This window comes from Candidatus Proelusimicrobium excrementi (assembly GCF_937881865.1).
GTDB classification, from domain to species: Bacteria; Elusimicrobiota; Elusimicrobia; order Elusimicrobiales; family Elusimicrobiaceae; genus Proelusimicrobium; species Proelusimicrobium excrementi.
In genome coordinates this window covers 1-21,348 of the sequence record NZ_CALGEO010000008.1, presented here as the reverse complement: position 1 = coordinate 21,348, position 21,348 = coordinate 1, and the positions used below count along the sequence as shown (strand labels likewise).

The following is a 21,348-nucleotide window of genomic DNA, read 5'->3' as shown; positions in this document are numbered from 1 at the left end:
TTTGCTGTTTTTAATTAAAAAGCGCCTCATGTGAGGCGCTTTTTTTGCGTATGCCGGATAATATCGTGTATTTATAAAAGATTGTTTTCTTTTAAAATGCCTTTCAATATTGCAGCCGATTTTTGCAGGTTTTCTATTTCTTCTTTGTTTAAAGCTATGGGAACATGGGTTTCAAAGCCGTTCTTGCCCACTATGGAGGGCATACTTAAGACGATATCTTTTATGCCGTATTCGCCGTGCATCATGGCCGATACGGGCAATATTGATTTTTCGTCGCGGACGATGGCTTCGCAAATCCTTTTTACAGACATGGCTATGCCGTAATTTGTAGCTTTTTTGCGGGAGATGATTTCATACGCGCTGTTTTTTACGTCGGAAGCGATTTTCTCCGTAGCTTTTTTATGGTCGAAATGTCCGCGCATTTCGCAAAAGTCGTTTAAAGGTATGCCGGAAACGTTGGCGCAGCTCCAGGCCGCGATTTCGCTGTCGCCGTGTTCGCCTATTATAAAGGCGTGTACGCTGCGGCTGTCGACGTTAAGGTGTTCCCCTATTTCGCATTTCAGCCTTGCCGTATCCAGCACCGTGCCGGAGCCTATCACCCTGTTTTCCGGCAGGCCGCTTAATTTGATTGCGACGTGCGTCAGTATATCCACCGGATTGGCTACGATAAGCATAATTCCCTTAAAGTTCCTTTTGGATATTTCGGGAATAATGGATTCAAAAATTTTTATATTCTTTTTTACCAAATCCAAGCGTGTTTCGCCGGGCTGTTGGTTTGCCCCCGCCGTGATTATTATTATACCCGCGTCGGCCGCGTCATCATAATCGCCGGCGTAAATTTTCATCGGGCGCGCAAAAGGTATGCCGTGGCTGATATCCAAGGCTTCGCCTTCCGCTCTTTCTTTATTGGCGTCTATCAGTACCATTTCCGTAAACATTCCGCTTTGCATCAGGCTGAAAGCGGAGGCGGATCCCACAAATCCACAGCCTATTACGGCAGCTTTTCTGAAGTTTATGCAACTTGAGCAATCATTTATTTTTTCCATATTATTTTCCTTATAGCCGCTTAACCGCGTTTGCACGGCGTTTTATAAAGCGGCGGATAATATTATAGCCTTCGGTTTTAATTTTATCAATGGGGCGACGCCGCTTTTAAATTTATATAATTTATTTATGGAGCATAAAACCAACGTAATGCGCGTTTTGGACGCTGCTGAAATCACTTATAAACATTACTCTTATGACGCCAAAGAAGCTTTAAGCGGAACGGAGGTGGCCGCTTGCTTAAAAGAAAATCCGGCGCAGGTTTTTAAAACGCTGGTGACGTGCGGCAAAAGCCGGGCGCATTACGTATTCCTTATACCCGTAGCGGAAGAACTTGACCTTAAAAAAGCCGCCAAAGCCTGCGGAGAAAAGTCCGTGGAAATGGTGAAATCCAAGGAACTTCTGCCTCTTACGGGATATATACACGGCGGCTGTTCGCCCGTGGGAATGAAAAAATTTTTTAAAACTTTTATTGATTCTTCCGCGTCTGCCTTTGAAACCATTATTTTCAGCGGCGGCAAAGTAGGTTTTCAGGTTGAGGTAAGCCTTGCGGATTTGGCCGAAGTTATAGAGTTTTCTTTGGCGGAACTTACTCTTAAAAAATCATAAGTTTTTCTTAAGTACAATCATATCCGCGCAAAGCGTTTCGCCGTCGTATACCGGCTTTTCGTAATTCTCCGTGAAGAAGTTTTTTATCGTTTTATACGGTTTAAAACCGTTCTTTATATAAAATTAACCGCTTGCGGCGCTTCCGCCGCCGTACCGAAAATCATTATATGGCCGTCAGACAGATGCCGTTTTTATCGGCCAGATCTTTAACTTCTTCTATATCCAAAACTATGGTTTTTTCCGCTTCTATTGCCAAGACTTTGGCTTTAGCCTGAATCATTGCGCGGATTGTGCCTTTGCCGATTACGGGTAAGTCGTAGCGGTCGTCTTGTTTGGGGCGGGCGACTTTTACCACTACTATGCTGGCGTCTTTATTTACCGGCGCGGAGGCGTAAATTTCCCCTGCGCGCTTTATGCAGTTGTCCGTGCCTTCCATAGCTTCAAGGGCGAGAACGGCCCGGTCGCAAATTACGGAAGTCAGCCCGACGTCCAAATCCGCCATTGTTTTGGATATTTTAAAACCCAAATCTATGCTTTTAAGCTCTTCTTCGGTAGGGGTTCTTTTGGTAAGTACGCCTTTTTGGGCTATGCATTTTTCCATGAAAGAGGAAGAAGAAATAAATTCAATGCCGTCTTTTTTAAATTCGTTTATGGCCGCGCCTAAAATGGTATCTGCGCGCATATCTTTTATTGAGGCCAGCACTTTCGCCGTCCTTAAATCAGGCATTACGCTGAAGATGTTTACATGCTGAACGCGTCCGGCCATTACGGCTTTGCTGACGCCGTTGTCCTTAAAAAACTTTATGGCTTTGCTCATTTGGCCGAGCTTCATCGTCGTGCAAAGTTTTGCATAAGGCTCAAAGTCCTTTTCAAAGGCGTTGTTTTTAGCGCAGATTACGTAAACTTCAACGCCTTTTAAAGAGGCTTCTTTCGCTATATTTAAAGGGAATTTCCCTTCCCCGGCGATAATGCCCAGCTTATCCTTATTCGTCATCCTGATCCCCGGTATGATGAAATTTCATCCTTGCGGGGGTAATGCCGCGTTTGGTGTTCTCGCAGAAAGTGATAAGTTCCGTAACTTCGGGCGTAGGATTTGATTTCTTAAGAAGTTCCAAAGATTCCTTTAAAGTTCTGCTTGAAAGGAAAAGCTCTTTATACGCCGTTTTAATGGAATGTATCGCCTCTTTGCTGAAGCCGTTTCTTACAAGGCCTACGGTATTTAAACCGACGAGTTTGGCTCTGCCGCCGGTGGCTCTGCAGAAGGGGGGCATATCAAGCGGAAGGCCGCTGAGGCCCGATACCATGGCATATTTGCCTATTCTTACAAATTGATGTGCGGCCACCATGCCGGAAAGTATTGCGCCGTCATCCACCGTTACGTGCCCGGCTATGCCGACACTGTTTACCAAAATGATATTATTGCCCAATGTACAGTCATGCGCCACGTGCGAATTGGCCATCAAAAGGCAGTTATTGCCTATTTTCGTAGGATGTTCCAAAGAAGTGGAACGGTGTATGGTTACGCATTCCCTTATTTTGTTGCCGTCGCCCATGACGACCATGCTTTCAATGCCGTTGTAGGAAAGATCCTGTGGCTTTACTCCGATAAACGCGCTTGCTATGATATCGTTGTTTTTGCCCATTACGGTGTTTTCTATCATGCAGAAAGGGCCTATCTTGGTGTTATCTCCTATGGTAACGTTTTTGCCTATAATTGTGTACGGGCCTACTTCTACGCCGTTTCCGAGCTTAGCGTCAGAGTCTATAATCGCCGTGGGGTGAATTTTAGCGGGTTGCATATTGTTATTTCTCTCCTAAGATAAAATTTAACTGGGCTTCCGAACAGAGGCCCTTGTCTGTATAAGCTTCAGAGTAGAGCTTTGTAACTTTGCCTACTCTGAGTACTTCTATGGCTACTTTTAATTTATCTCCCGGCTCCACCTGGCCCCGGAATTTGGTGTAGTCTATACTCATTAAAAAACCTACTTTTCCTTTAAAACGCTCCTGCTGCATTATAGCCGTCGCGCCTATTTGGGACATTATTTCCAAAATCAAAACTCCCGGCACTACCGGGTGCGTGGGGAAATGTCCTTTAAAAAAATCTTCTTCGCCCGTGAATAATCTGGAGCCTGAAATATATTTTTCGTCTTCCAGAATGTAGGTTTCATCCAAGAGCAGGAACGGATCCCTGTGCGGCAGATACTGTTCCGACTCTTTTCTGTTTATTACCCTTACCACGGGCATTTTTAAAACAAATTCCAACTTTCCTGCCATTATTGCTTTATTCCTCGCTTTGCTTAAGCATAAGCTTAGCAAATTCCACATTGGTTTTATGGCCCCCGCAACGGCACGTTATGTGCATAGGGCCCAAAATCTTATTAGTAAGTTTAAGATCGCCCAACAAGTCAAGTATTTTATGGCGGACCATTTCGTCTGGGAATCTTAAAGGCACGGAAAATCCGTCCTTTTGTATTATTACGCAGTTGTCTATGCGTCCGCCCTTGGCCAAACCGTTCGCGCGGAGGAAAGCTATCTCCTCCTCAAAGCCGAAAGTTCTGGCGGGGGCGATTTGTTCAAGATATCCTTCCGCGGAATATTCAAAAGAGTATTCCTGCCTGTTTACAAGCGGGTGGTTCCTAAGGAATAAGAAAGTAAAAGTAAGTTTCGGAGCCGGTTTCGCGCTGTAAAAGATATCTCCTTCTTTATATTCTATATCTTTATTAAGCGTAAGGATAGGGGCGGGCAGCGGTATTTCTTTAAATCCCGCTTCCTGCATCGCCTGAGCGTACGGCAGGGAGGATCCGTCCATTATCGGCGGTTCCGGGCCGTCCATTTCCACTATTAAATCCGTTATGCCCAAACCGTGGGCCGCGCTTAAAACGTGTTCAACCGTGTGCACCTGCTCCTTTCCGTTGGAAAGATTTGTCCCGCGCATGGTGGAGCAAACGTTTTGCGCCAAAGCTTTTATCGGCAAAGCGTCTTTGACGTCCGTCCTGAGGAAGGTTATGAAGCCGTCCTCGGAAGGTTTAAACGTCATTGAGCAAGGCTCGCCTGTGTGCAGGCCTATGCCCTTTACGGTAACGGTTTTATTTATTGTTTTTCTGTTCATGTGCGGTCCTTAAAAAAATTTAAATTTTTTCTTTAAATTAGTCAATTCTTTATAAAGTTCGGGCAATTTTTTAAAGATTACGTTAAGCCTCATAAAATCGCCGTAAGGCATTGCGGGGGACCCCATAATTTTGTCGCCGGGTTTGACATTGCTTATAACGCCGGTCTGCGGGCCGACTACGGCTCCGTCGCCGATTTTAAGATGTCCGGAAATACCCGCCTGCCCCGCCAATATTACTCCGTTGCCGAGCTCCGTTGAGCCCGCCACGCCGACTTGGGAAACGCAAATGCAGCTCATGCCGGTTTTTACGTTGTGGGCTATTTGCACCAAATTGTCTATTTTGGTGTTTGCGCCGATTACGGTATGGTTCAGTTTGGCTCTGTCTATGGTAGTGTTCGCGCCGATTTCGACGTCGTCTTCCAAAATTACATTGCCGAGCTGGGGGATTTTTTCGTGTTTGCCGTTAAACACATAGCCGAATCCGTCGGAGCCTATAACGCAGCCGGGCTGAAGAATAACTTTGTTTTTGAGTACGCATTCTTCGCGTATCACGACATTGGGGTAAATTATGCAATACATGCCTATTTGCACGTTTTTGCCGATATAAACATTGGGGTAAATTATGGTGTTGTCACCTATTGAGGCGCCGTCTTCAATTACTGCGTTTGCGCCTATAAAAACGTTCGCGCCGATTTTGGCCGAGGGGGAAACCACCGCCCTTTCGTGAATGCCGGGTTTTAAGTCTTTGTTTAACGTGGAAATTTCCCTCATTACCAAAGTGAAAGCCCATTCCGGGTTCTTTGCGTAAATTATATTGCCGGAGAAAGGAATTTCCTTTTCCTTGGCGGCAAGCGGCAGAATAAGCGCGCCAAGCTTCAAATCTTTAAAAGCTTCCGGCTTGTCTATGTTATTGCTGTAAGAAAGCGCTCCTTCCCGCACATTGTCCAAGCCGCAAATGCCGCAAGGCTTAAAATTTTCGTCGCCTTTAAGCTCGCTTTGGCTCATTTCGGCTATTTGTTTCAAGGTAAGGTTCATAATAAATCTCCGTGTTCTTTGATATATTTTTTATTATAGCTTTTCATCCATTTTATAAACTCCGGCGTTACGTTTAAAGGCTTGCCGAAGATCAAATCTTTCTTATCCACCACTATGCCGATATTCCTTACGGCGGCGTATTCTTTTATGCCGCTGTAAATTTGCTTTAGTATCTGCTGCACTATATAATCTTGGCGGGAGAGTATTTCCTCCTTGGAAAGTTCTCTGTAATCCAAAAGGAAAGCTTCCTTTTCTATGATGGATTTTTTTGTGTCTTTTATCGCGCTTTTAAGCTGCTGTATCTTAAGAGGAATGTTTAAAGGGCTGTCCACTTGGGAAGCTGAAGAAGAAAAAAGCAGTTCTTTGCTGATGTTTTCGGTACCGTCGGTTTTGAATTTGGGATAATCTCTGTCCCCAAGGGCCGGAATATATTGCACGTTTTGATAATAAGGGATATAGTAAGCCAAATCTTTGTTTAAACTTGAAAGTTTATTTTTAAGTTCCTGCAGCTGCGTTTGCATTTGGACATATTCCACTTGCGTTGCTTCAAGATCTATTTTAATGTTTTTGCGGGCTTTTATAGTCCAAGGATTGTTATTGAAAGCCTCTTCAACGTCAATATATACGGCCAAAGTGCCCGGGGGGATATCGCCGTCGTCTTCGTCTTCTTCATTCCCGTCAAGTTTAAGGCCGAAGTGCCGTTTCTTTTTATTGGGGGCTTTTTTTTGATTTTCCGCTTGTTCTTCAGCCTGCTGAAGCTCCTCTTGCGCCAAAGGCGTTGAAAGGGCATTTTCCACAGGGGTTTGCAAAGCGGCGGACTGCGGGTCTTGCACGGGCGCCAAATCCGAAGTTCCGCCCTGCCCGCTTGAAGATCCTTCCGCGCCGTTATCCATTCCCGCAAAATCCCCGGCGGGTTTATCTTGGCTGGGGGACATATCGGGTATTTCCACTATGGCCGTGGCGTCATATTTTTGTAATGGTATATCGGATGAGCCTGGCAGTTTCCGCAAAGCTTCGGCCGTTTCTCCCGATACTTTTTGCCCCGGCGCCGCAACGCCGGCCTGCTGTGCGGAACAGAAGACCGCCAGCACAGTAAAAAGAACGAAAGAATTTAAAAATTTTATTTTCATCACTTTAAATTTAGTAAAGCAGATTTAAACCGCCCGGGCAATAGCTTAAAACAAATTAGCCATGGAGAAGTATATATAACCTCTCTTTTCTCCGGGTTGGTGGTTTAAACCGTAGCCCCAGTCTATCCTTATCGGCAGGGATGGGGTAACCAGCCTTAAGCCTAAGCCGACGCCCATTTTAAATTGATCTTCTTTGGTACCGGTCTGAAATTTTACATCATTGAAATCCATCCAAGAGTTGCCGATGTCAAAGAAAGCGGCAAACTGGGCGATAGTGCGTCTGCCTTCCCTTGCAAGAGGGAATTTAAGCTCGACATTGCCTATATAGTAAAGTTCTCCGCCGGTGGCGGGGCCGATTTGGCCCGTGGTATCATAACCCCTGACGGTATCCGCTCCGCCGAGGAAAACTCTTTCGTAAGCCGGCACTTCGTCCGTCCTGCCGTAGGGTTTTACAATGCCCGCCCTGTTGCCTATCATAAGTACTATCGGGTAATCGTTGCCGATATTTATCAAAGTTTTGTTGTAGGAGGATTTCAGCGTAAGCCTGTAAATATCCAAGTCGCCGAACATCGGCCCGCCGGAAAGGTCTATCCCGATTGAGTTTCTGCTTCCGCTGGTGGCGTCCCAAACATTGTCCCTGGTGTCTATGGCGAAGGTGGCCCCCAATGTCGAAACATTGGTGGTTCCGTCTTCAAGTTCGCTTTGGTATTGTTCGTCTATATCGTAAATATGTATGTTTTCAAACGTGTAGGAAAAGCTTAACAGATACATATCGTCATTGAATCTGGGGCCGAGATTCAGCCTTCCGCCCTTCCTTTTTTCCGTATAGGCGGAACTTGTGCTTCTGTAAGAGCGGTAACGCCTGGTATTAAACGCGTCCACGCCGAAGCTTATAGGTTTTTCTCCTATCCACGGGGTAGACCAGCTGACGGTGTAATCCAAAATCCTGCTGCCGAACAAAGCCCTTAAAGAAAGCCTTTGCGCTTTGCCGAACAAGTTAAGGTGATTTAAAGAAACGTCGCCGTATAAACCGTCTAAAGAGGACATCGCTATACCCGCAGTAAACATGCCGGGGCGGCCTTCAACCACGTTATAAGCCACGTCTACTTTGCTTATGTCGTTGGTGGGCGTTATGTCGATTTGAGCGTCGTTTAAAAAGCCCAAGTTCATAAGTTTGTTTTGGCTTCGTCTGACTTTTTCGTAATTGAAAATTTCGCCCTCTTTTATCGTAAGCTCCCTGGCAAAGACGTAAGTTTTCGTCTGTTCGTTTCCGGTAATGTCGATGTGGTCGATATAAACGCGGTTGTTTTCCAAAATGTCAAAGTTTATGTTGAGTACGCCGTTTTCTTCGTCCAGGTTTTTTTGAGGGGTGATATCGGCGCGCAAATAGCCTTTGTTGGCGTATTTTTCCTGCAGGTCTCTTACGGTGATGTCGAATTTCTGCTGGTTGAAGCGTTTGCCTTTTTTGTAAAAGACCACTTTTTCCAGTTCGGGCGTGGTATAGACGTTGTTGCCTTCGAAAGTCGTATCGCCGAAGACTACGTCATGCCCTTCCGTAACTTTGTATTTTAAGACCACTTCGCTTTTATCCTCGTTAAATTCCGGGGAATAATCGTCAATTTTAAAATCAAAATAGCCTAAATTTCTGGCGTAAGTTATGGCTTTGTAATGGTCCTGCGGAATATTTTGCGCTTTAAAAATCTTTTTCGGCCTGTTGGAAAGCTGCTTTATAAACTTTTTTGCCGGAATGTCGTTTAGCCCTTCCACTATAACTTCTTTGACGCGTGTTCTGGAGCCTTCGTCCAAATTTATATTAACCGTAACGGTATTGGTCTTTTCGTCCAAAGAGAAATCAAAAGAAGCCTTTGTGTTCACGTAACCTTTGGCGGCATAAGCGCCTTCTATTTTTTCCATATCCGCTTCCAGCTTGGCGCGGCTGAAAGGATCTTTGATTTTGGTGGCCATGGCGTTTTGTATGGCGGATTTGGAAAGGGCTTTCCTGCCCGTATAATTTATTTTTTCAAGGATGGGTTTTTCTTTTAAGATGACGGTAAGCGTATGGCAGGGATAGAGCTGTTTGTCTTCCTTGTCTTTCCTTTCGCCGGAAGACTGCTCTATGGAGATTTCCATATTGTCAAAATTGCCCAAAGCCATCAACGCGGCTACGTCATCTTGTATTGCGCTTTTATAGTAAAGGGAGCCTTCCTTTGCGGAAATGTTTTTTGTGATTGTCTTTTTGTTGATATTAACAAGCCCATCCGCGGCGATCTGGCATATCATCCACGGGCCGTTCGGGTCCGTTTTGCCGTCGGAAGAATCCTCTTCGTATATCTGTTCGCCGAGGCTTTCCTGATACTCTTCCGGGCTGACGTAATTTTCCCTTGTAAAGTTAAATTGGCTTCTTTTTACGCCTTCGTCCAAAGAAAGGCCTTGGGCCGCGCAGAATACCGCGGGCATAAACATAAAAATGAAAACGGGTATATATCTTAAATATTTAAACATATAAATATTATATCATTACTGGGCGTATGTTTTTATATTCCGCGGGGTGCGGAAAAGAGATTTATTTTATCTTTTTTTGAGGAAAAAGGCGGCCTTAAAAGCCGCCTTTTTGTAATTTTTGGATTAGATGTTTTTACTTGGCCGGAGCGGGCTCTTGCGCTTCGGGCTCTTCAAACGGCGGGGGAGGGGGCGGAAGTTCGCCGTCGGCGTCATGAGGCCTGTTCATACAAGGGCATCTGCCTTGGTCCTGATGTCTTGGCCCTTTGCCGCGCATATGCTTGCCGAATGCCTTGCCGCCTTTGCCGTGAAAGGGCGGGGCAAACAGGGTAGGTTTCTCCCCGGAAAGTATCTTTTTGGAAACTTCCTCTACGTGCTTCGCTTTGGCTTCCGGCTCATTGGCTTTTGCCAGTTTTTCTTTGGCTTTGGCGAGCCTCTTTTCGGAATCGGCCACCATTTTCTCAAGGAATTTGATATGTTTGTCATAATTGGCCGAAACTTTCTCTTTAACCTGTTCTTCAATGGCGGCTTTTTTCTTTTTGGATTTTTCTTTCTTGTAGCTTTCAACAAGATTGTTCATTTCCGTAAATTCTTTCCGCCTTTCTTCTTTGTTGAACTTGGCCGGCTGAGCCACCAAAACGCCCGCTCCGAAAACCACGGCCAAAGCCGTTATAAGTACTCTTTTCATTGTGAACCTCCTTTCACAGACTGTCAATATAACTAATTAAATCTTCCGTTTCGTCTTCCAGGATATACAGGCTGTCATAAATGGAGTCTATATCCCTGGCCGCCTCGGCTTGATTCCGGGCGGAGTATAAGGCCGCCGTTTGATAAAACCCGATAGCCATAACCGTTATCGCTGCGGCCGCGCCCAAAGGCGTCAAAAGCCTTAAGTTAAAATTAAAACTCGGCAGAGAAAACCAATGCCTTTTTGGCTTAACGCCGACTTTCGGTAAACGTATCAGGTTTTCCGGCGCTTTTATTTGCGGCAGAGCCGCGTTTAAAAGGTTTGTCGTTCTTATAGTATTTTGGCAGAGGGGGCATATTTTTAAATGCTCGAGGAAAGCTTTTTCCTCGCTTTGCGGCAATTCGCCGTAAGCGTAAAGCAAGGCCGCCTCACTCATTTTTTTATCGTGTTTGGACTGCATATTCTTCCCCCATAAATTCCTGCAATTTTTTTACGGCCCGGCTCATTCTGGCCAGAACCGTACCCAGCGGGCAGGAAAGCGCGTCGGCTATTTCCTTAAAGCTGAGATACTGCCTTAAAAGTATTACCTCCTTTTGAGCTTGGGGCAATTTATCTATAAAGGAAGATATTTCCTCTAAAGATATGTTGGAAAGGGCTTTTGACTCCGTATTGTCGGCGGAATCGGCTCTCTCGCCGTTTTCGTCGTCGTCAAGGCTTACGGTTTTTGAAGCTTTTCTGAAATAGTCCGTAATTTTGTTTCTGGCTATAGTAAAAAGCCAAGCCTTAAACTTACCCTTTTCTTTATACTTTTGTATTTCCGTAAGGGCTTTTAACATGGTATCCTGAAAGATGTCGCCCGCCGCGCCTTCGTCCTTAACGCTGTAAAAAATATAAGAATATAAAGAATCTTTATACTTTTCCACTATAAGGCCGAAGTCTTCGGTTTTGCCGTTCTTAACATTGTAAATTACCAAGTCTTCGTGTATCATAAGCCCTCAATAATAAAACGCGCTTTCGCGCCAAATTATTGCATATTTGTAAAAAAGAGTAAAAATAAAGTCAAAAGAGTCCGGTTTCGGAGGGGGATTTTGTTCTTTCAAAACAAAAAACCCCGCTTTAAAGCGGGGTGTAAAAACAGTGCGTTTTGTTATTTTGCCGGTTTTACTACTTTGCCGGATTTCATGCATTTGGAGCAGACATAAGCGGTCTGCGTTTTGCCGTCCAAAACGAGTTTCTGTTTGTGGAGGTTCGGTTTAAAAGTTCTTTTGGTTTTCATGTGGGAGTGGCTGTAAGAACCGCCGCTTACAGATTGTTTCCCGCAAATTTCGCATTTATATGACATGTTTTTATCTTCCTGACTTGTAAATTTATTTTCTATATTGTACTAAAAAAGCTTTTTGTTGTAAATTACTTTCAAAAGACTTTGGAGAATTTGCTTTTGAGTATGCGCCAAGATTTGCCGCAGTGCTTTTTAAAGCGGCCCCATACCGTGTCTTCATAGACGTATTTTGACGGCATTGGTATCAGGTATCCGTTTTTGCGTATCATTTGCATAAGATAATTTGACGGTATGGCGAAATTGATGTTTTGATTGTCGCTTCCCTTAAGGCTTGAGAGCGCCACGCCTATCACTTTGCCTTCTTCGTTAAATACGGGCGAACCTGATGAAGACGGGGAAATCGGCGCGCTTATTTGCAGCCATATTACGCCTTTGCTTACGCGCCTTATTTGGGAAATAAGCCCGTTTGTTACCGTGTTTTGTAGCCTTCTCGGGTTTCCTATTACGGTAATCGGCTCCCCGGCTTTTACATAGTCGGCGTTTGTAAATTCCACACAAGGCAGATTGCGGTTGTTTATTTTAAGAAGGGCCAAATCCACTTCTTTGCTTTCGTTTGAGTCTATTATTGCGGCCTCGTCGGAAACGACTCCGTTTTTAAAAGTAAGGTTTACAAAAACCGCGTCTTTAACCACGTGGCCTGCGGTGGCTATCAAACCGTCCGAGTTGGCTATGAAGCCCGTACCGCTGTGCGCGGAACCGTCTTTTTTCAGCACGTTGACCGACACTATACTGTCGCCGAAGCGATCCGCTATTTCGGCGGGCGTTTTTTGAGCATTTGTTACAGCGGGCAGAAGCAAAAGTATAAAAAGGGTTAATTTCCTCATAAAATACCGCGCCTTAACAATATTTTGCCTGAGAATCTGCAAAATAAGCCGAGGATGGGATTCGAACCCACAACCTACGGTTTACAAAACCGTTGCTCTACCGTTGAGCTACCTCGGCGTCGTTTGACAATAAATTATAACAATTTTTAGTTTCCCTGCCAATAAACAATATCGGTTAAAGCGTTAAAATCGCCAGTAGGGAAAAAGCCCGGCTTTTAGTTCCGCCGGGCTTTTAAATCAGAAGCTGCAGGCCTTGACGTAAAGTTCAAAGCGTTTTTTGATGTCTTCGGGCTTTACCTGGGCCAGTTTCTTTATACTGAAGCTTTCTATCGCGAAGGAAGCCAGCACCGTCCCGTAAGCCAATGCCTTTTTAATATGCTTAAGATTGTTCCAGTTCTTTACGGAAGCCAAATATCCCACAAAGCCTCCGCCGAAGCTGTCGCCCGCGCCGGTGGTGTCTATTGGGTCTTCCACCAGGAAAGGCGGAACTTGGAACATAGCGTCTTTTGTAAGCAGCAAAGCGCCGTTCGGGCCAAGTTTGATTACTACTATTTTCGGCCCCATTTTCAGTATCGTTTTGCCGGCTTTTATAAGGTTGTACACGCCGGTAAGCTGCCTGGCTTCGGCCTCGTTTACAAAAAGGATGTCCATGGATTTAAGCAATTTTAGCAGCTGCGGTTTATTGTTTTTTATCCATAAATTCATGGTGTCGCAGGCAATCAAACGGGGTTTTTTTACCTGTTTTAGCACGTCCAGCTGAAGCTTGGGGGAAATATTCGCCAAGAACAAAGCCTGCGGGGCCGCGTCTTCTTTCTTTACGACCGGCGCGAAATCCGCAAAAACGTTAAGTTCGGTTGAAAGAGTCGTGGCGTTTTTAAAGTCTTTGTCATAGGAGGCGGCCCATGTAAAAGTTTTTCCCTCTTTTACTTCTATGCAGGAGGTATCCACCCCGCGGTCGCGGAAAGGTTTAATATGCTTTTTGGTAAAATCTTCGCCGACTACGGCTATTACTTTCGGTTCGGAAAAGAAACTCGCCGCTATTGATGAATAAGAGGCCGAACCGCCCAAAACGTTTTTTACGGAAGATTTGTGCGTTTTGATATTGTCAAAGGCCATTGAGCCGACTATCAATACCTTGCTCTTTTTCATTTTAGTCCTTTTTGAAAATCCGTATTTTATTGTCCGCGTTGATTTTGTCGGAATAAGCCGCAAGCAAATCTTGGGCTTTTAACTGTACGGTCGCCAATGATAAAGCCGCTTCGGCGCTTTCTTTCTCCTTTTTAGAGGCTTTTTTGCCTTTCTTTTCTTTGGCGAGGGCCTTATCGGTTTCTTCTTTCAAAAGTTTTTCTTCCTGCGGGGTTACTTTCGCGGCCAAAATAAGAGCGTTTTGGAATTTGGAGGCCAATTTTTCGCGTTTAAGCTGGGCTTCGTATTCCGCAGGGTTCATGTGGAACTGATTTCTTACAACCCAAATGTAAGCGTCTTTGTTAAATCCGCCGCCGACGTTAAAAACAGGCGCGCTTTTTATAGCGTAGCCTATTTCCAAATCGGAAACGCCGATGCCGAAGCGCTGTGCGGCTTGGGCCAGGCTGAGCTGGGTTATCATGGACTGCAAAACCTGCTGGCGCAAAGCTTTTTCGGAGTTTTCGTCAAAGTCTTCTTGGTTTCTGGCTTCTTGGGAGAGTAAATCAAAGTTTCTTAAAAAGTCTTTATATTTGATTGATTCGCCGTCGACTTTGGCTATGGCCGCGTTGGGGCCGTATTCTTCCATAAAAACGCCCGCTCCTACAAAACCGAGGCTGCCCACAAAGAACAAAATGGTGATTATCAAAATCGGGTTTTTATATTTGTTGAGGATGGAAATCATTTATTTATCTCCTTTTTTATTGTCTTTTTTTTCCGTTTTTACTTCTTTTTTCGGTTCTTCCGCTTTTTTGGGTTCGTCCGCGGCGATTTCCTCTTCGTCCAAAGAGGCTTCTTCTTCGCCTACTACGTGTATCGTCGCGCTTACTTTGGCTCCGCCTTCTATCAATATGCTTTTGGAGCGTATATTGCCCGTTATCTTGGCGTCGGCGAGTATTTCCACGCTGTCGGCCACGATGTCGCCGGTCATTTTGCCGATAATAACCACGCCTTGTGCGGTGATATCGCCTTTTACCGTACCGGTTTTGCTTACGGTAACGTACTTTGCATTGTCTACGTTGCCTTCAAGCGCGCCGTCGATTCTCAAAGAACCCTGCAAATCCAAAGTGCCTTGGAACTGGCACTGCTCGCTTATGACGGAGACATACTCCCCGGCTTTGACGTCTTTACTTAAAAAACCCATAACTCCTCCGATATATTAAAAATATGTTCTGGGATTGACCGGCGTTCCGTCCTTCCATACTTCGTAATGCAAATGTACGCCCGTTGAACGCCCCGTCGTGCCCATATTAGCTATAAATTGTCCTCTTTTGACTACGTCCCCAGCTTTAACTTTGATGTCGGCCAAGTGCCCGTACAAAGTGGAATAACCGAAGCCGTGGTCAACCAGCACGGCCTGCCCGTAACCCTGCGCCCAGCCCGCATGGCGGACTACGCCGTCGGCGGTTACTCTTATTTTGGAATTGGGCTTGCCCGCAAAATCCAAACCTTTATGGAAAGCGGCTATAAAAGTGCCGAAAGGCGAAAGCCTGTATCCGAAGCCCGAAGTTATCACCGCGTCCGTGGTCGGTTTTATCGACGGTGTTGAATCACTGATGTTCTTTTGGTTGGCGTAGAACCAAGCTATTTCCTGAAAGCTCGCCAAACGCGCCTGGGCCATTTCTGTGGTGCGGCTTAAATATTGGTTTATTTGTTTTTCGTCTATTTCCGCCGGTTTTTTGGCGAATACCTCTTTAAAATTGATTTCTTCCTCGTCCCCGAACGGGCGGTTTATGTGTTTTCCGCCTTTCATGCCGAGCATTTGGCGCATTTGTTCGTCCGTCGTGTGGGACATTTCAATATACTTTCTGTTTCTTGAAAGTTCCTCTGCTATCATTGCGAATTTAGTTTTCATTATGTTATTGTCGGCTTTGATTATTTTACAGTCAACGTCCTGCGCCGCGGCGAATAAAGCGTAAAGCGTAAGCGCAAGCCACGCGGCCGCAAACAGCAGCAGAGCCCACGGGTATACGGAAAATTTTACGCCCGCGCCGAAACGCGGCATAAGGACTATTTCCATACGCCCGAAAATCAATCGCGATAAGGAAGAACGGGTTTTTCTCACAATCTTCATTTTATCATTTTTCATTGTTTTTATTGCTTTATTAATAAAGCGGTGCAAAAATGGCAAATAAAAAACTATAATAAACTTATGAAAAAACTATTAATATTAACTTTTGCTGTATTTGCTTTCGCGGCTTGCGCCAAAGAAAGCTCCAAACAACAGCCCTCTCCCGCCCCTGCCGCACAGGAAACGGCGGCCGTATACACTTTGCCTGCCGTTAACGGCGGAGAAGCTTTTGTTTTGAAGAAAACCGGCGCCGATAAGCCCGTTTTGGTGGCTTCCATGGCCGGTTTTTGCGGTTTCTGCAAGAGGATGATTCCTTATATCGACGAATTGGCCGGCAAGTATAAAGGCAAAAACGTTGACGTAATCATCGCTTTTGTGGACCAGAAATCCGACGAACTTAAGAACCTTGAACCCGTAAAAACAGTAAAGAACGTGAAGGTGTATTACAACGGTTCCCAGTTCGCTCAGGACAACGGCGTAAGCGGGTTCCCCACGATGCTCTTCATCAACAATAAAACCGGGGAAACGCAGAAATGGGTCGGCTTTGATCCCGGCTATGTGGACGTAATGTCCGCCGAGATAGACAAAGCTTTAAAATAGGTTTTGTTTCCGTAGAGATTAAAACCCCCGCCTAAAGCGGGGGTTTTTGCAAGCATTTTAAATTTGCAGGTCCGCTTCTTCCATACAAAGATAGACGTACGTTTGCGGAAACGCCTTTTTTAACGCCGGTCCGAGGGTTTGATAAACTTCTTTTCTAAGCGTTTTGGGGTAGCGCATTTTGCCGTCAAAATCCAAAAGAAATTCCCCGTCAAGAATTTTATTGTCTTTAAAGCGGCTTTCTATGCACTTTTTAAGTTCCCTGCTGAATCTTAAAGTGCCTATGCTTATCCAGGCTATTGATTCGGCGGGAACCGTATTTTTTATTTCTTCTATGACTTTTAGATAATTTTCCCGCCAGTTTTCGTGGATGATTACCGGGTCGAAATGAAAAGCCGTTTTGTATCCGTGCCGCGCGGCTTTTGCGGCGGCCGCCAAGCGGTTTTTTAAAGGCTGGGTCAGCGGTTCGGCCGAGGATATTATATTTTGCGGATTGACGCTCCAGCCTATTACTATATTCGGCAAAGCTTCAAGTTTAAGCAAATTTCCGATATTCGCGCTTTTGGTTTTAAACTCAAAATATTCGGGCCTGCCTTTAAAAAAATTTACTATGGCGGAGGAATACTCCGTAATATGGTCAAACAGCAAGGAATCCGTAAACTCCCCGCTGCCTATGCGTATATGCGGGAACGGGCCTTTGCGAAGTTTCGCCCCGTCTATTTTGCTTAAAAAATCTTCAATATTGGCCGGCAAAACCACCGCGTGAAGGTTCTGATATTGCTGAAGAAAGCAGTAGGAACATTCATAGGCGCAGCCAAACCCCAAATTTACAAGATTATAACCGCAGCAAAAGCAGTTTTTTGTGCAGGGGCACGGCTTTATGAAATCAAAATTTTCTTTTATTATTACAAGGTTTTCTTTGCGTTTGGAATAATTTGGACTGCCGCAAAAAGTTTTCTTTTCAAGCACGGTAAGCTTTGCTTTCGGGAATAAATCCAAAGCTCTTTTGGCCAAAGGGGAATTTAAAACCTCTTTTTCGATAAACAGATTTTTGGGATAAAATTCTTCTTGCTTGATTTCGGCGTCAGGCAGAGCCTGTAAGTCGAGCTTCGGCAGATAATAGCTTGAAGCCGGCGCTTTGCTGAAGCTTAAAGGATATCTTAAAGCCAAAAGAGATTTTTTTGCCTGTTCGAAGTTTTTTATTTTTTCTTCGCTTAAAATCTGTTTCGGTTCTAAGCCGTCCCTTTTGCATATTTCAAAAATCAGGCGGCTTATTTCCCTTTTTTTGTTTATGCCGGCTTCCGGCAGAAGTTCTTCCGCACGGAGAGTGGAATCTTCTTGAAGTTTAAGAAAGTCTTTCATTTATATAATCCAAATCCTCTTGTGTAAGTTGCCAAGCGGCGGCTGCGGCGTTTTCCGCAGCTTGTTTTGCGTTTCTCGCGCCGAACAGCGCAACCGCGCGCGGGCTTTGCGCCAAAACGAAGTTAAGCGCGGCCTGGGCTGGCGTCGCCTTATATTTGTTCGCTATGTCTTTTAAAACTTCCGCGGCCTTGGAAGCTTTTAAGAAAGCTTCCCCTTTATAGTATTTATAAAAAAAAGATTTGACGCTGCATCTGGGCAGGCACGGCTCTTTTTTGTATTTGCCGCTTAATATTCCTCCGCCCAGCGCGCCGTACGCCATAAAGACGGATTTGTTTTCCTCGCAGAATTTAAGGGGGGCTTCGTTTCTTTTTAATAGAGAAAATTCATTTTGAACAAAATCTATTTCGGCCGTTTCCGGCGTGCGGCGCAAAAGGCTTTCGTAAAAATTGCAAACGCCGAAGAATCGTATTTTCCCTTCTTTTTTCAGCTTTTCAAATTCCCCAAAGGTTTCTTCCAAAGGAGTGTTTCTGTCGGGCCAGTGTATAAGATATATATCTATATAGTCGGTCTGCAACCTTTTTAAAGAGGATTCCGCCTCCTCCCTTACGGCTTTTGCCGAAAGATCGAAAGAAACCGCTCTTTCACCGGGCTTAAGGCCGCATTTGGTCGCCAATATAACTTTATCCCTTCTGCCTTTTAACGCTTCGCCGGTAAGCAGTTCCGCGCGGTAATTGCCGTAAATCGGCGCGGTGTCTATTAAGTTTATTCCCTCGGACAATGCCGCGTGTATGGCTTTTATACATTCGCTTTTGTCGGCGGGGCCCCAGTCTTTTCCCGCGCCCATGGCCCAAGTGCCCAAAGCCAAACGGGAAAATTTGATTTCTTTTTTTTGAAAGTATAACATTACCAAATGCCCGTTGCCAGCATGAAGCATGAATCATGCACCGTTAATCCGGCTTTGCGCGCTTCCTGCGCGGCGGCTTCGCCGTAAGCCCCGGGTTGGAACCAAATTGTTTTTACTCCGCTTTCAACGGCCTGTTTTACGGCTTGTTCGGCAAGTTCCGGGCGCAAAACGATTATCATGGTATCGGGTTTTTCCGGCAGGTCCGAAAAGGCGTTGTAGATTCGGTTTTTTGCGTCCTGCGGCGTCTTCGGATTTACGCAGTAAACGTTCAATCCGTAATCTTTTATGTCTTTAAATATCTTATACCAATATTTACCCGTGTCCGAAGACGCGCCCATCACCGCGATAATCTGTTTTTCCATTGCGTCCCCTTAATATTTTAAAGGCCCAGGTTCGCCAAGCCGCCCATGGCCTGCGCGGCCATAGCTTGGGAATCTCTTACGGCTTTATTAAAAAGTTCCGCCAAATCTTTTTCGGCTTCTTCTTTGGAGAGATTCTTCAAATCCGTGAGGACTTTCATCTCTTTTACCTGCTGGGAACCGGAAATCGTCATTTCAAAATTTTTCGCCGGGCTTTCCACTTTTATCACCATTTCGTCCAAGCGTTTTTTTACTTCCGTCATCGTTTTTTTAAGTTCCATTAATTTTTTCAAGTTGTCAAACATTCAATTATCTCCTAAAAAATAAATTTCATGCGGGCGCAAAAACACCAAGGCCCCTTTTATATTTTTACCTTTAAAAAGAAGTTTAGCTGCTTTAAGGTAAATTTCAAGCTGGGCCGAGTACTTTTCGGCGTTTTGCCGAACCTGCTCTATATTAATATTATCAGATTTAAACTCCGCTATAAATACGCTTCCTTGCGCGTCTTCAAACACTGCGTCTATAATGCCGTTGGCGTAAATGCCCGTTTGAGGATCTTTCATGCTGAAAGGCAGTTCCGAAGCTTTACACTCCATTGCCGCCAATTTTTTGAAAGCGTCGCTTTTTGCAAAACTTTCGGTTATGTTTTTTGCGGCGGAAATTTCCTTTGCGTTTTTTACGGGATTTGCCCCTTCTTCCGCGGCGGCTTTATCGGCGTTTGGCCGTTCTCCGTTAAACATCTGCGCAAGCATGCGGTGGCAAATTCTGCCGGTAAGCATGGCCGAAGCCTGCGCGGGGCCGAGTTCTTCTTGACGGTTTGAGCCGCTCGGCGTAACCGGGCTTTCTTGCATGGCGGCGTCATAGCGTGCGCTTCTCTCAAGCCAGGCTTCGCGCCACAGTTTGAACTTTTCCGGGTTTTGTTCCGCGCGCGTTTTACCGCCGAGGCGTAAGCGCAAATCGTTTTCTTTAAAAGGAATATAAACGGCTTGGCAAATTCCGTCAAGCAATGTCGCGGGCGCGCCGTCCCCGGGATAGCAGCCCGCGTTAAGCAAGGGCGCGGCCAAAGTTTTTTGTGCGTCTTTTGCGCCCGTTATCAAAAGTTTTTCTTCGGCTCTTGTAAGCGCTACATAAAGTATTCTAAGTTCTTCGGCTTTGGCGTGCAAATTATTGGCTTGCTCCAAAAAAACATAAGATAAATCTTTTACTTTGCCAAGCCTCGGCGCGGCTGAAGCGGAAAGCCAGTCACTCAAAATCTGCGGAGCTTTTTTATTGCCTTTGTTTTGTTCTTTTGTGATATCGTAAATTATCACAACGGGGGACTGAAGCCCTTTGGATTTGTGTATGCTCATAAGTTTTACCGTGTCCAAAGATTCTTCGGCCAAAGGCGATTCTCCTTCTTTTTCCATTTCCTTAAAATAATGTTCCAAGTGATATATAAACTGAGGCAAAGTCAAAATCCCGGCATTTGTAAAACGTCTTGCCACGTCCATAAATTTGGATATGTTCGCGCCGGTTTGTTCGCTTGCGGAGCATAAAATTTGCATTTCTTTAAATTTGGTTTCAAAAAGCAGATAATTTATAAACTCCTCAAGCGGCAGGCTCTGCGCGCGCCGGCATATTTCTTTAAGCGCGCCGTATTTGGAATTGACGTACTCGTCTTTTGCGTCCGCGTAAATGTTAAGCAAACCGTTTTGGGACAGGTTTAAAATCTCTTCGTCTTTTATAAGGCAGAGCGGGCTTCTTAAAACGCCGACGAGGGCCGTTCTGTCTGCCGGATTTTGGGCCAATTTTAAGAGATTTAAAATGTCCTTAACTTCCTGCGCCTGATAGAAGTTTTTGTTTTCTTCCACGCTGTAACTTATGCCGGCGCTTTTAAAGGCGTCAATCAAAACGTCAAGCCCGGTTGCGCTTCTGTAAAGTACGGCTATGTCTTTATAAGTCATTGCGCGGCCGGAAGAAAGCTTCGTTTTAAAAGCGTTTTCTTCTATCCATGAGGTTATTATACCGGCCTGAAAAGCGCGCATATCTTCCGCGCTTGTTTTGTTTTCGCCCGCGTCGGCTATTATAAGGCTGACAGGCTCGGGTTTGTATGATTTGGTGTGGTTTATCGGCACATATTGCGGCTGAACGTTTCTTTGCGCTTTAATCGCTCGTTCGCCGAATTTGTTTGCGTAAGCCACAATGTTGGACGAGCTTCTGAAGTTGCTTTGCAAAAAACATTTTACCGCTCCCTGCTTAAGCATTGCGTCGGTAAAAGTGTCATAAGCGGCGATATCCGCTCCTCTGAAGCGGTAAATGGATTGTTTCGGGTCGCCCACTATAAACAATTTGCCCGGTTGAAGGGAAATATCCATCCAGTCGGAGGCCTGCGTTTCGTCGGCTTCGGCCAAGTATAAAAATATTTCGCCCTGCTCCGGGTCTGTGTCTTGAAACTCGTCTAAGAGTATACTGCGGTATTCCTCTTTAAGGGTTTGCCTTACGTGTAAACGGTTCTTAACCAAATCCCTTGTTTTAAGTATCATTTCGTCAAAGCTTATAAGGCCGGATTTCTGTAAGGCCTCTTTCGCTTTCGGCAGGGAACCGCTTACGGCTTCCC

The 21,348-nt window shown here is 45.2% G+C and carries 24 protein-coding genes and 1 tRNA gene; 2 read left to right on the top strand and 23 right to left on the bottom strand.

What is annotated here, in order from left to right; genetic code table 11:
• Positions 1 to 71: 71 nt before the first annotated feature.
• Complete coding sequence (locus ACQY26_RS00535) at positions 72 to 1,046, bottom strand: L-lactate dehydrogenase (RefSeq protein WP_428047134.1); 975 nt, start codon at positions 1,044 to 1,046, stop codon at positions 72 to 74.
• A 127-nt stretch (positions 1,047 to 1,173) separates the two neighbouring features.
• Here ACQY26_RS00535 and ybaK point away from each other — a divergent pair, with 127 nt between their 5' ends.
• A complete protein-coding gene (gene ybaK / locus ACQY26_RS00530; RefSeq protein ID WP_428047133.1) occupies positions 1,174 to 1,653 on the top strand; it encodes a Cys-tRNA(Pro) deacylase in 480 nt (159 codons plus the stop codon).
• A gap of 163 nt (positions 1,654 to 1,816) precedes the next feature.
• Here ybaK and ACQY26_RS00525 read toward each other — a convergent pair whose 3' ends face one another.
• From ACQY26_RS00525 to ACQY26_RS00445, 17 genes are all read right to left on the bottom strand, one after another.
• Positions 1,817 to 2,647 (bottom strand): LpxI family protein, encoded by an 831-nt coding sequence (locus ACQY26_RS00525; protein WP_428047132.1) that lies wholly within the window; start codon positions 2,645 to 2,647, stop codon positions 1,817 to 1,819.
• On the bottom strand, positions 2,637 to 3,452 hold the full coding sequence (gene lpxA / locus ACQY26_RS00520) for an acyl-ACP--UDP-N-acetylglucosamine O-acyltransferase (protein WP_428047131.1): 816 nt from the start codon (positions 3,450 to 3,452) through the stop codon (positions 2,637 to 2,639). Before lpxA ends, ACQY26_RS00525 begins: the two co-directional genes overlap by 11 nt.
• 4 nt (positions 3,453 to 3,456) lie before the next feature.
• Entirely contained in the window at positions 3,457 to 3,927 is a 471-nt protein-coding gene (gene fabZ / locus ACQY26_RS00515) for a 3-hydroxyacyl-ACP dehydratase FabZ (RefSeq protein ID WP_428047130.1), read from the bottom strand.
• 7 nt (positions 3,928 to 3,934) lie between these two features.
• A complete protein-coding gene (gene lpxC / locus ACQY26_RS00510; RefSeq protein WP_428047129.1) occupies positions 3,935 to 4,762 on the bottom strand; it encodes a UDP-3-O-acyl-N-acetylglucosamine deacetylase in 828 nt (275 codons plus the stop codon).
• Between the two features lie 9 nt (positions 4,763 to 4,771).
• Positions 4,772 to 5,797: a UDP-3-O-(3-hydroxymyristoyl)glucosamine N-acyltransferase gene (gene lpxD / locus ACQY26_RS00505; protein ID WP_428047128.1), complete on the bottom strand. Its 1,026-nt coding sequence runs from the start codon at positions 5,795 to 5,797 to the stop codon at positions 4,772 to 4,774.
• Positions 5,794 to 6,927, bottom strand: a complete 1,134-nt coding sequence (locus ACQY26_RS00500; RefSeq protein ID WP_428047127.1) for a hypothetical protein — start codon at positions 6,925 to 6,927, stop codon at positions 5,794 to 5,796. Before ACQY26_RS00500 ends, lpxD begins: the two co-directional genes overlap by 4 nt.
• Before the next feature lie 45 nt (positions 6,928 to 6,972).
• Entirely contained in the window at positions 6,973 to 9,429 is a 2,457-nt protein-coding gene (gene bamA / locus ACQY26_RS00495) for an outer membrane protein assembly factor BamA (RefSeq protein ID WP_428047126.1), read from the bottom strand.
• A 133-nt stretch (positions 9,430 to 9,562) separates the two neighbouring features.
• Positions 9,563 to 10,114: a hypothetical protein gene (locus tag ACQY26_RS00490; protein WP_428047125.1), complete on the bottom strand. Its 552-nt coding sequence runs from the start codon at positions 10,112 to 10,114 to the stop codon at positions 9,563 to 9,565.
• A gap of 13 nt (positions 10,115 to 10,127) precedes the next feature.
• A complete protein-coding gene (locus tag ACQY26_RS00485; RefSeq protein WP_428047124.1) occupies positions 10,128 to 10,574 on the bottom strand; it encodes a zf-HC2 domain-containing protein in 447 nt (148 codons plus the stop codon).
• Positions 10,555 to 11,103, bottom strand: a complete 549-nt coding sequence (locus tag ACQY26_RS00480) for an RNA polymerase sigma factor (protein ID WP_428047123.1) — start codon at positions 11,101 to 11,103, stop codon at positions 10,555 to 10,557. The genes ACQY26_RS00485 and ACQY26_RS00480 overlap by 20 nt, the downstream gene beginning before the upstream one ends.
• Before the next feature lie 158 nt (positions 11,104 to 11,261).
• Complete coding sequence (gene rpmB / locus ACQY26_RS00475) at positions 11,262 to 11,456, bottom strand: 50S ribosomal protein L28 (protein WP_428047122.1); 195 nt, start codon at positions 11,454 to 11,456, stop codon at positions 11,262 to 11,264.
• 71 nt (positions 11,457 to 11,527) lie between these two features.
• Positions 11,528 to 12,277 carry a S1C family serine protease gene (locus tag ACQY26_RS00470; protein WP_428047121.1) on the bottom strand — a complete coding sequence of 250 codons (750 nt, stop codon included), beginning with the start codon at positions 12,275 to 12,277 and terminating at the stop codon, positions 11,528 to 11,530.
• A gap of 46 nt (positions 12,278 to 12,323) precedes the next feature.
• A tRNA-Thr gene (locus tag ACQY26_RS00465) sits at positions 12,324 to 12,395 on the bottom strand.
• 119 nt (positions 12,396 to 12,514) lie between these two features.
• The gene (locus ACQY26_RS00460; protein WP_428047120.1) at positions 12,515 to 13,426 is read right to left on the bottom strand and encodes a PfkB family carbohydrate kinase; all 912 of its coding nucleotides are present in this window, start codon (positions 13,424 to 13,426) and stop codon (positions 12,515 to 12,517) included.
• Position 13,427: 1 nt separating this feature from the next.
• Positions 13,428 to 14,144 carry a SurA N-terminal domain-containing protein gene (locus ACQY26_RS00455; protein WP_428047119.1) on the bottom strand — a complete coding sequence of 239 codons (717 nt, stop codon included), beginning with the start codon at positions 14,142 to 14,144 and terminating at the stop codon, positions 13,428 to 13,430.
• Positions 14,145 to 14,603: a bactofilin family protein gene (locus ACQY26_RS00450; RefSeq protein WP_428047118.1), complete on the bottom strand. Its 459-nt coding sequence runs from the start codon at positions 14,601 to 14,603 to the stop codon at positions 14,145 to 14,147.
• A 15-nt stretch (positions 14,604 to 14,618) separates the two neighbouring features.
• Positions 14,619 to 15,524 carry a M23 family metallopeptidase gene (locus ACQY26_RS00445; protein WP_428047117.1) on the bottom strand — a complete coding sequence of 302 codons (906 nt, stop codon included), beginning with the start codon at positions 15,522 to 15,524 and terminating at the stop codon, positions 14,619 to 14,621.
• 87 nt (positions 15,525 to 15,611) lie between these two features.
• On the opposite strand from ACQY26_RS00445, the gene ACQY26_RS00440 reads away from it, so the two are divergent.
• Positions 15,612 to 16,130: a TlpA family protein disulfide reductase gene (locus ACQY26_RS00440; protein ID WP_428047116.1), complete on the top strand. Its 519-nt coding sequence runs from the start codon at positions 15,612 to 15,614 to the stop codon at positions 16,128 to 16,130.
• A 57-nt stretch (positions 16,131 to 16,187) separates the two neighbouring features.
• Here ACQY26_RS00440 and ACQY26_RS00435 read toward each other — a convergent pair whose 3' ends face one another.
• The 5 genes from ACQY26_RS00435 to ACQY26_RS00415 all read right to left on the bottom strand — a co-directional run.
• Positions 16,188 to 17,489, bottom strand: a complete 1,302-nt coding sequence (locus ACQY26_RS00435; RefSeq protein WP_428047115.1) for an SPL family radical SAM protein — start codon at positions 17,487 to 17,489, stop codon at positions 16,188 to 16,190.
• On the bottom strand, positions 17,473 to 18,393 hold the full coding sequence (locus ACQY26_RS00430) for an aldo/keto reductase (RefSeq protein ID WP_428047114.1): 921 nt from the start codon (positions 18,391 to 18,393) through the stop codon (positions 17,473 to 17,475). The genes ACQY26_RS00435 and ACQY26_RS00430 overlap by 17 nt, the downstream gene beginning before the upstream one ends.
• Positions 18,393 to 18,755, bottom strand: a complete 363-nt coding sequence (locus ACQY26_RS00425) for a CoA-binding protein (RefSeq protein ID WP_428047113.1) — start codon at positions 18,753 to 18,755, stop codon at positions 18,393 to 18,395. The genes ACQY26_RS00430 and ACQY26_RS00425 overlap by 1 nt, the downstream gene beginning before the upstream one ends.
• Positions 18,756 to 18,772: 17 nt before the next feature.
• Positions 18,773 to 19,057, bottom strand: a complete 285-nt coding sequence (locus ACQY26_RS00420; protein WP_428047112.1) for a YbaB/EbfC family nucleoid-associated protein — start codon at positions 19,055 to 19,057, stop codon at positions 18,773 to 18,775.
• On the bottom strand, positions 19,058 to 21,348 hold a 2,291-nt coding region (locus tag ACQY26_RS00415), incomplete at its 5' end, for a UvrD-helicase domain-containing protein (RefSeq protein WP_428047111.1).

Excerpts from the sequence above, each read along its gene's own strand:
- ACQY26_RS00450 (WP_428047118.1), bottom strand. The coding sequence starts at position 14,603 with ATGGGTTTTTTAAGTAAAGACGTCAAAGCCGGGGAGTATGTCTCCGTC.
- ACQY26_RS00440 (WP_428047116.1), top strand. The coding sequence starts at position 15,612 with ATGAAAAAACTATTAATATTAACTTTTGCTGTATTTGCTTTCGCGGCT.
- lpxD (WP_428047128.1), bottom strand. The coding sequence starts at position 5,797 with ATGAACCTTACCTTGAAACAAATAGCCGAAATGAGCCAAAGCGAGCTT.
- lpxC (WP_428047129.1), bottom strand. The coding sequence starts at position 4,762 with ATGAACAGAAAAACAATAAATAAAACCGTTACCGTAAAGGGCATAGGC.
- ACQY26_RS00460 (WP_428047120.1), bottom strand. The coding sequence starts at position 13,426 with ATGAAAAAGAGCAAGGTATTGATAGTCGGCTCAATGGCCTTTGACAAT.
- ACQY26_RS00470 (WP_428047121.1), bottom strand. The coding sequence starts at position 12,277 with ATGAGGAAATTAACCCTTTTTATACTTTTGCTTCTGCCCGCTGTAACA.
- ACQY26_RS00525 (WP_428047132.1), bottom strand. The coding sequence starts at position 2,647 with ATGACGAATAAGGATAAGCTGGGCATTATCGCCGGGGAAGGGAAATTC.
- ACQY26_RS00535 (WP_428047134.1), bottom strand. The coding sequence starts at position 1,046 with ATGGAAAAAATAAATGATTGCTCAAGTTGCATAAACTTCAGAAAAGCT.
- ybaK (WP_428047133.1), top strand. The coding sequence starts at position 1,174 with ATGGAGCATAAAACCAACGTAATGCGCGTTTTGGACGCTGCTGAAATC.
- ACQY26_RS00420 (WP_428047112.1), bottom strand. The coding sequence starts at position 19,057 with ATGTTTGACAACTTGAAAAAATTAATGGAACTTAAAAAAACGATGACG.
- lpxA (WP_428047131.1), bottom strand. The coding sequence starts at position 3,452 with ATGCAACCCGCTAAAATTCACCCCACGGCGATTATAGACTCTGACGCT.
- fabZ (WP_428047130.1), bottom strand. The coding sequence starts at position 3,927 with ATGGCAGGAAAGTTGGAATTTGTTTTAAAAATGCCCGTGGTAAGGGTA.
- ACQY26_RS00490 (WP_428047125.1), bottom strand. The coding sequence starts at position 10,114 with ATGAAAAGAGTACTTATAACGGCTTTGGCCGTGGTTTTCGGAGCGGGC.
- ACQY26_RS00435 (WP_428047115.1), bottom strand. The coding sequence starts at position 17,489 with ATGAAAGACTTTCTTAAACTTCAAGAAGATTCCACTCTCCGTGCGGAA.
- rpmB (WP_428047122.1), bottom strand. The coding sequence starts at position 11,456 with ATGTCATATAAATGCGAAATTTGCGGGAAACAATCTGTAAGCGGCGGT.
- bamA (WP_428047126.1), bottom strand. The coding sequence starts at position 9,429 with ATGTTTAAATATTTAAGATATATACCCGTTTTCATTTTTATGTTTATG.
- ACQY26_RS00485 (WP_428047124.1), bottom strand. The coding sequence starts at position 10,574 with ATGCAGTCCAAACACGATAAAAAAATGAGTGAGGCGGCCTTGCTTTAC.
- ACQY26_RS00500 (WP_428047127.1), bottom strand. The coding sequence starts at position 6,927 with ATGAAAATAAAATTTTTAAATTCTTTCGTTCTTTTTACTGTGCTGGCG.
- ACQY26_RS00455 (WP_428047119.1), bottom strand. The coding sequence starts at position 14,144 with ATGATTTCCATCCTCAACAAATATAAAAACCCGATTTTGATAATCACC.
- ACQY26_RS00425 (WP_428047113.1), bottom strand. The coding sequence starts at position 18,755 with ATGGAAAAACAGATTATCGCGGTGATGGGCGCGTCTTCGGACACGGGT.
- ACQY26_RS00480 (WP_428047123.1), bottom strand. The coding sequence starts at position 11,103 with ATGATACACGAAGACTTGGTAATTTACAATGTTAAGAACGGCAAAACC.
- ACQY26_RS00430 (WP_428047114.1), bottom strand. The coding sequence starts at position 18,393 with ATGTTATACTTTCAAAAAAAAGAAATCAAATTTTCCCGTTTGGCTTTG.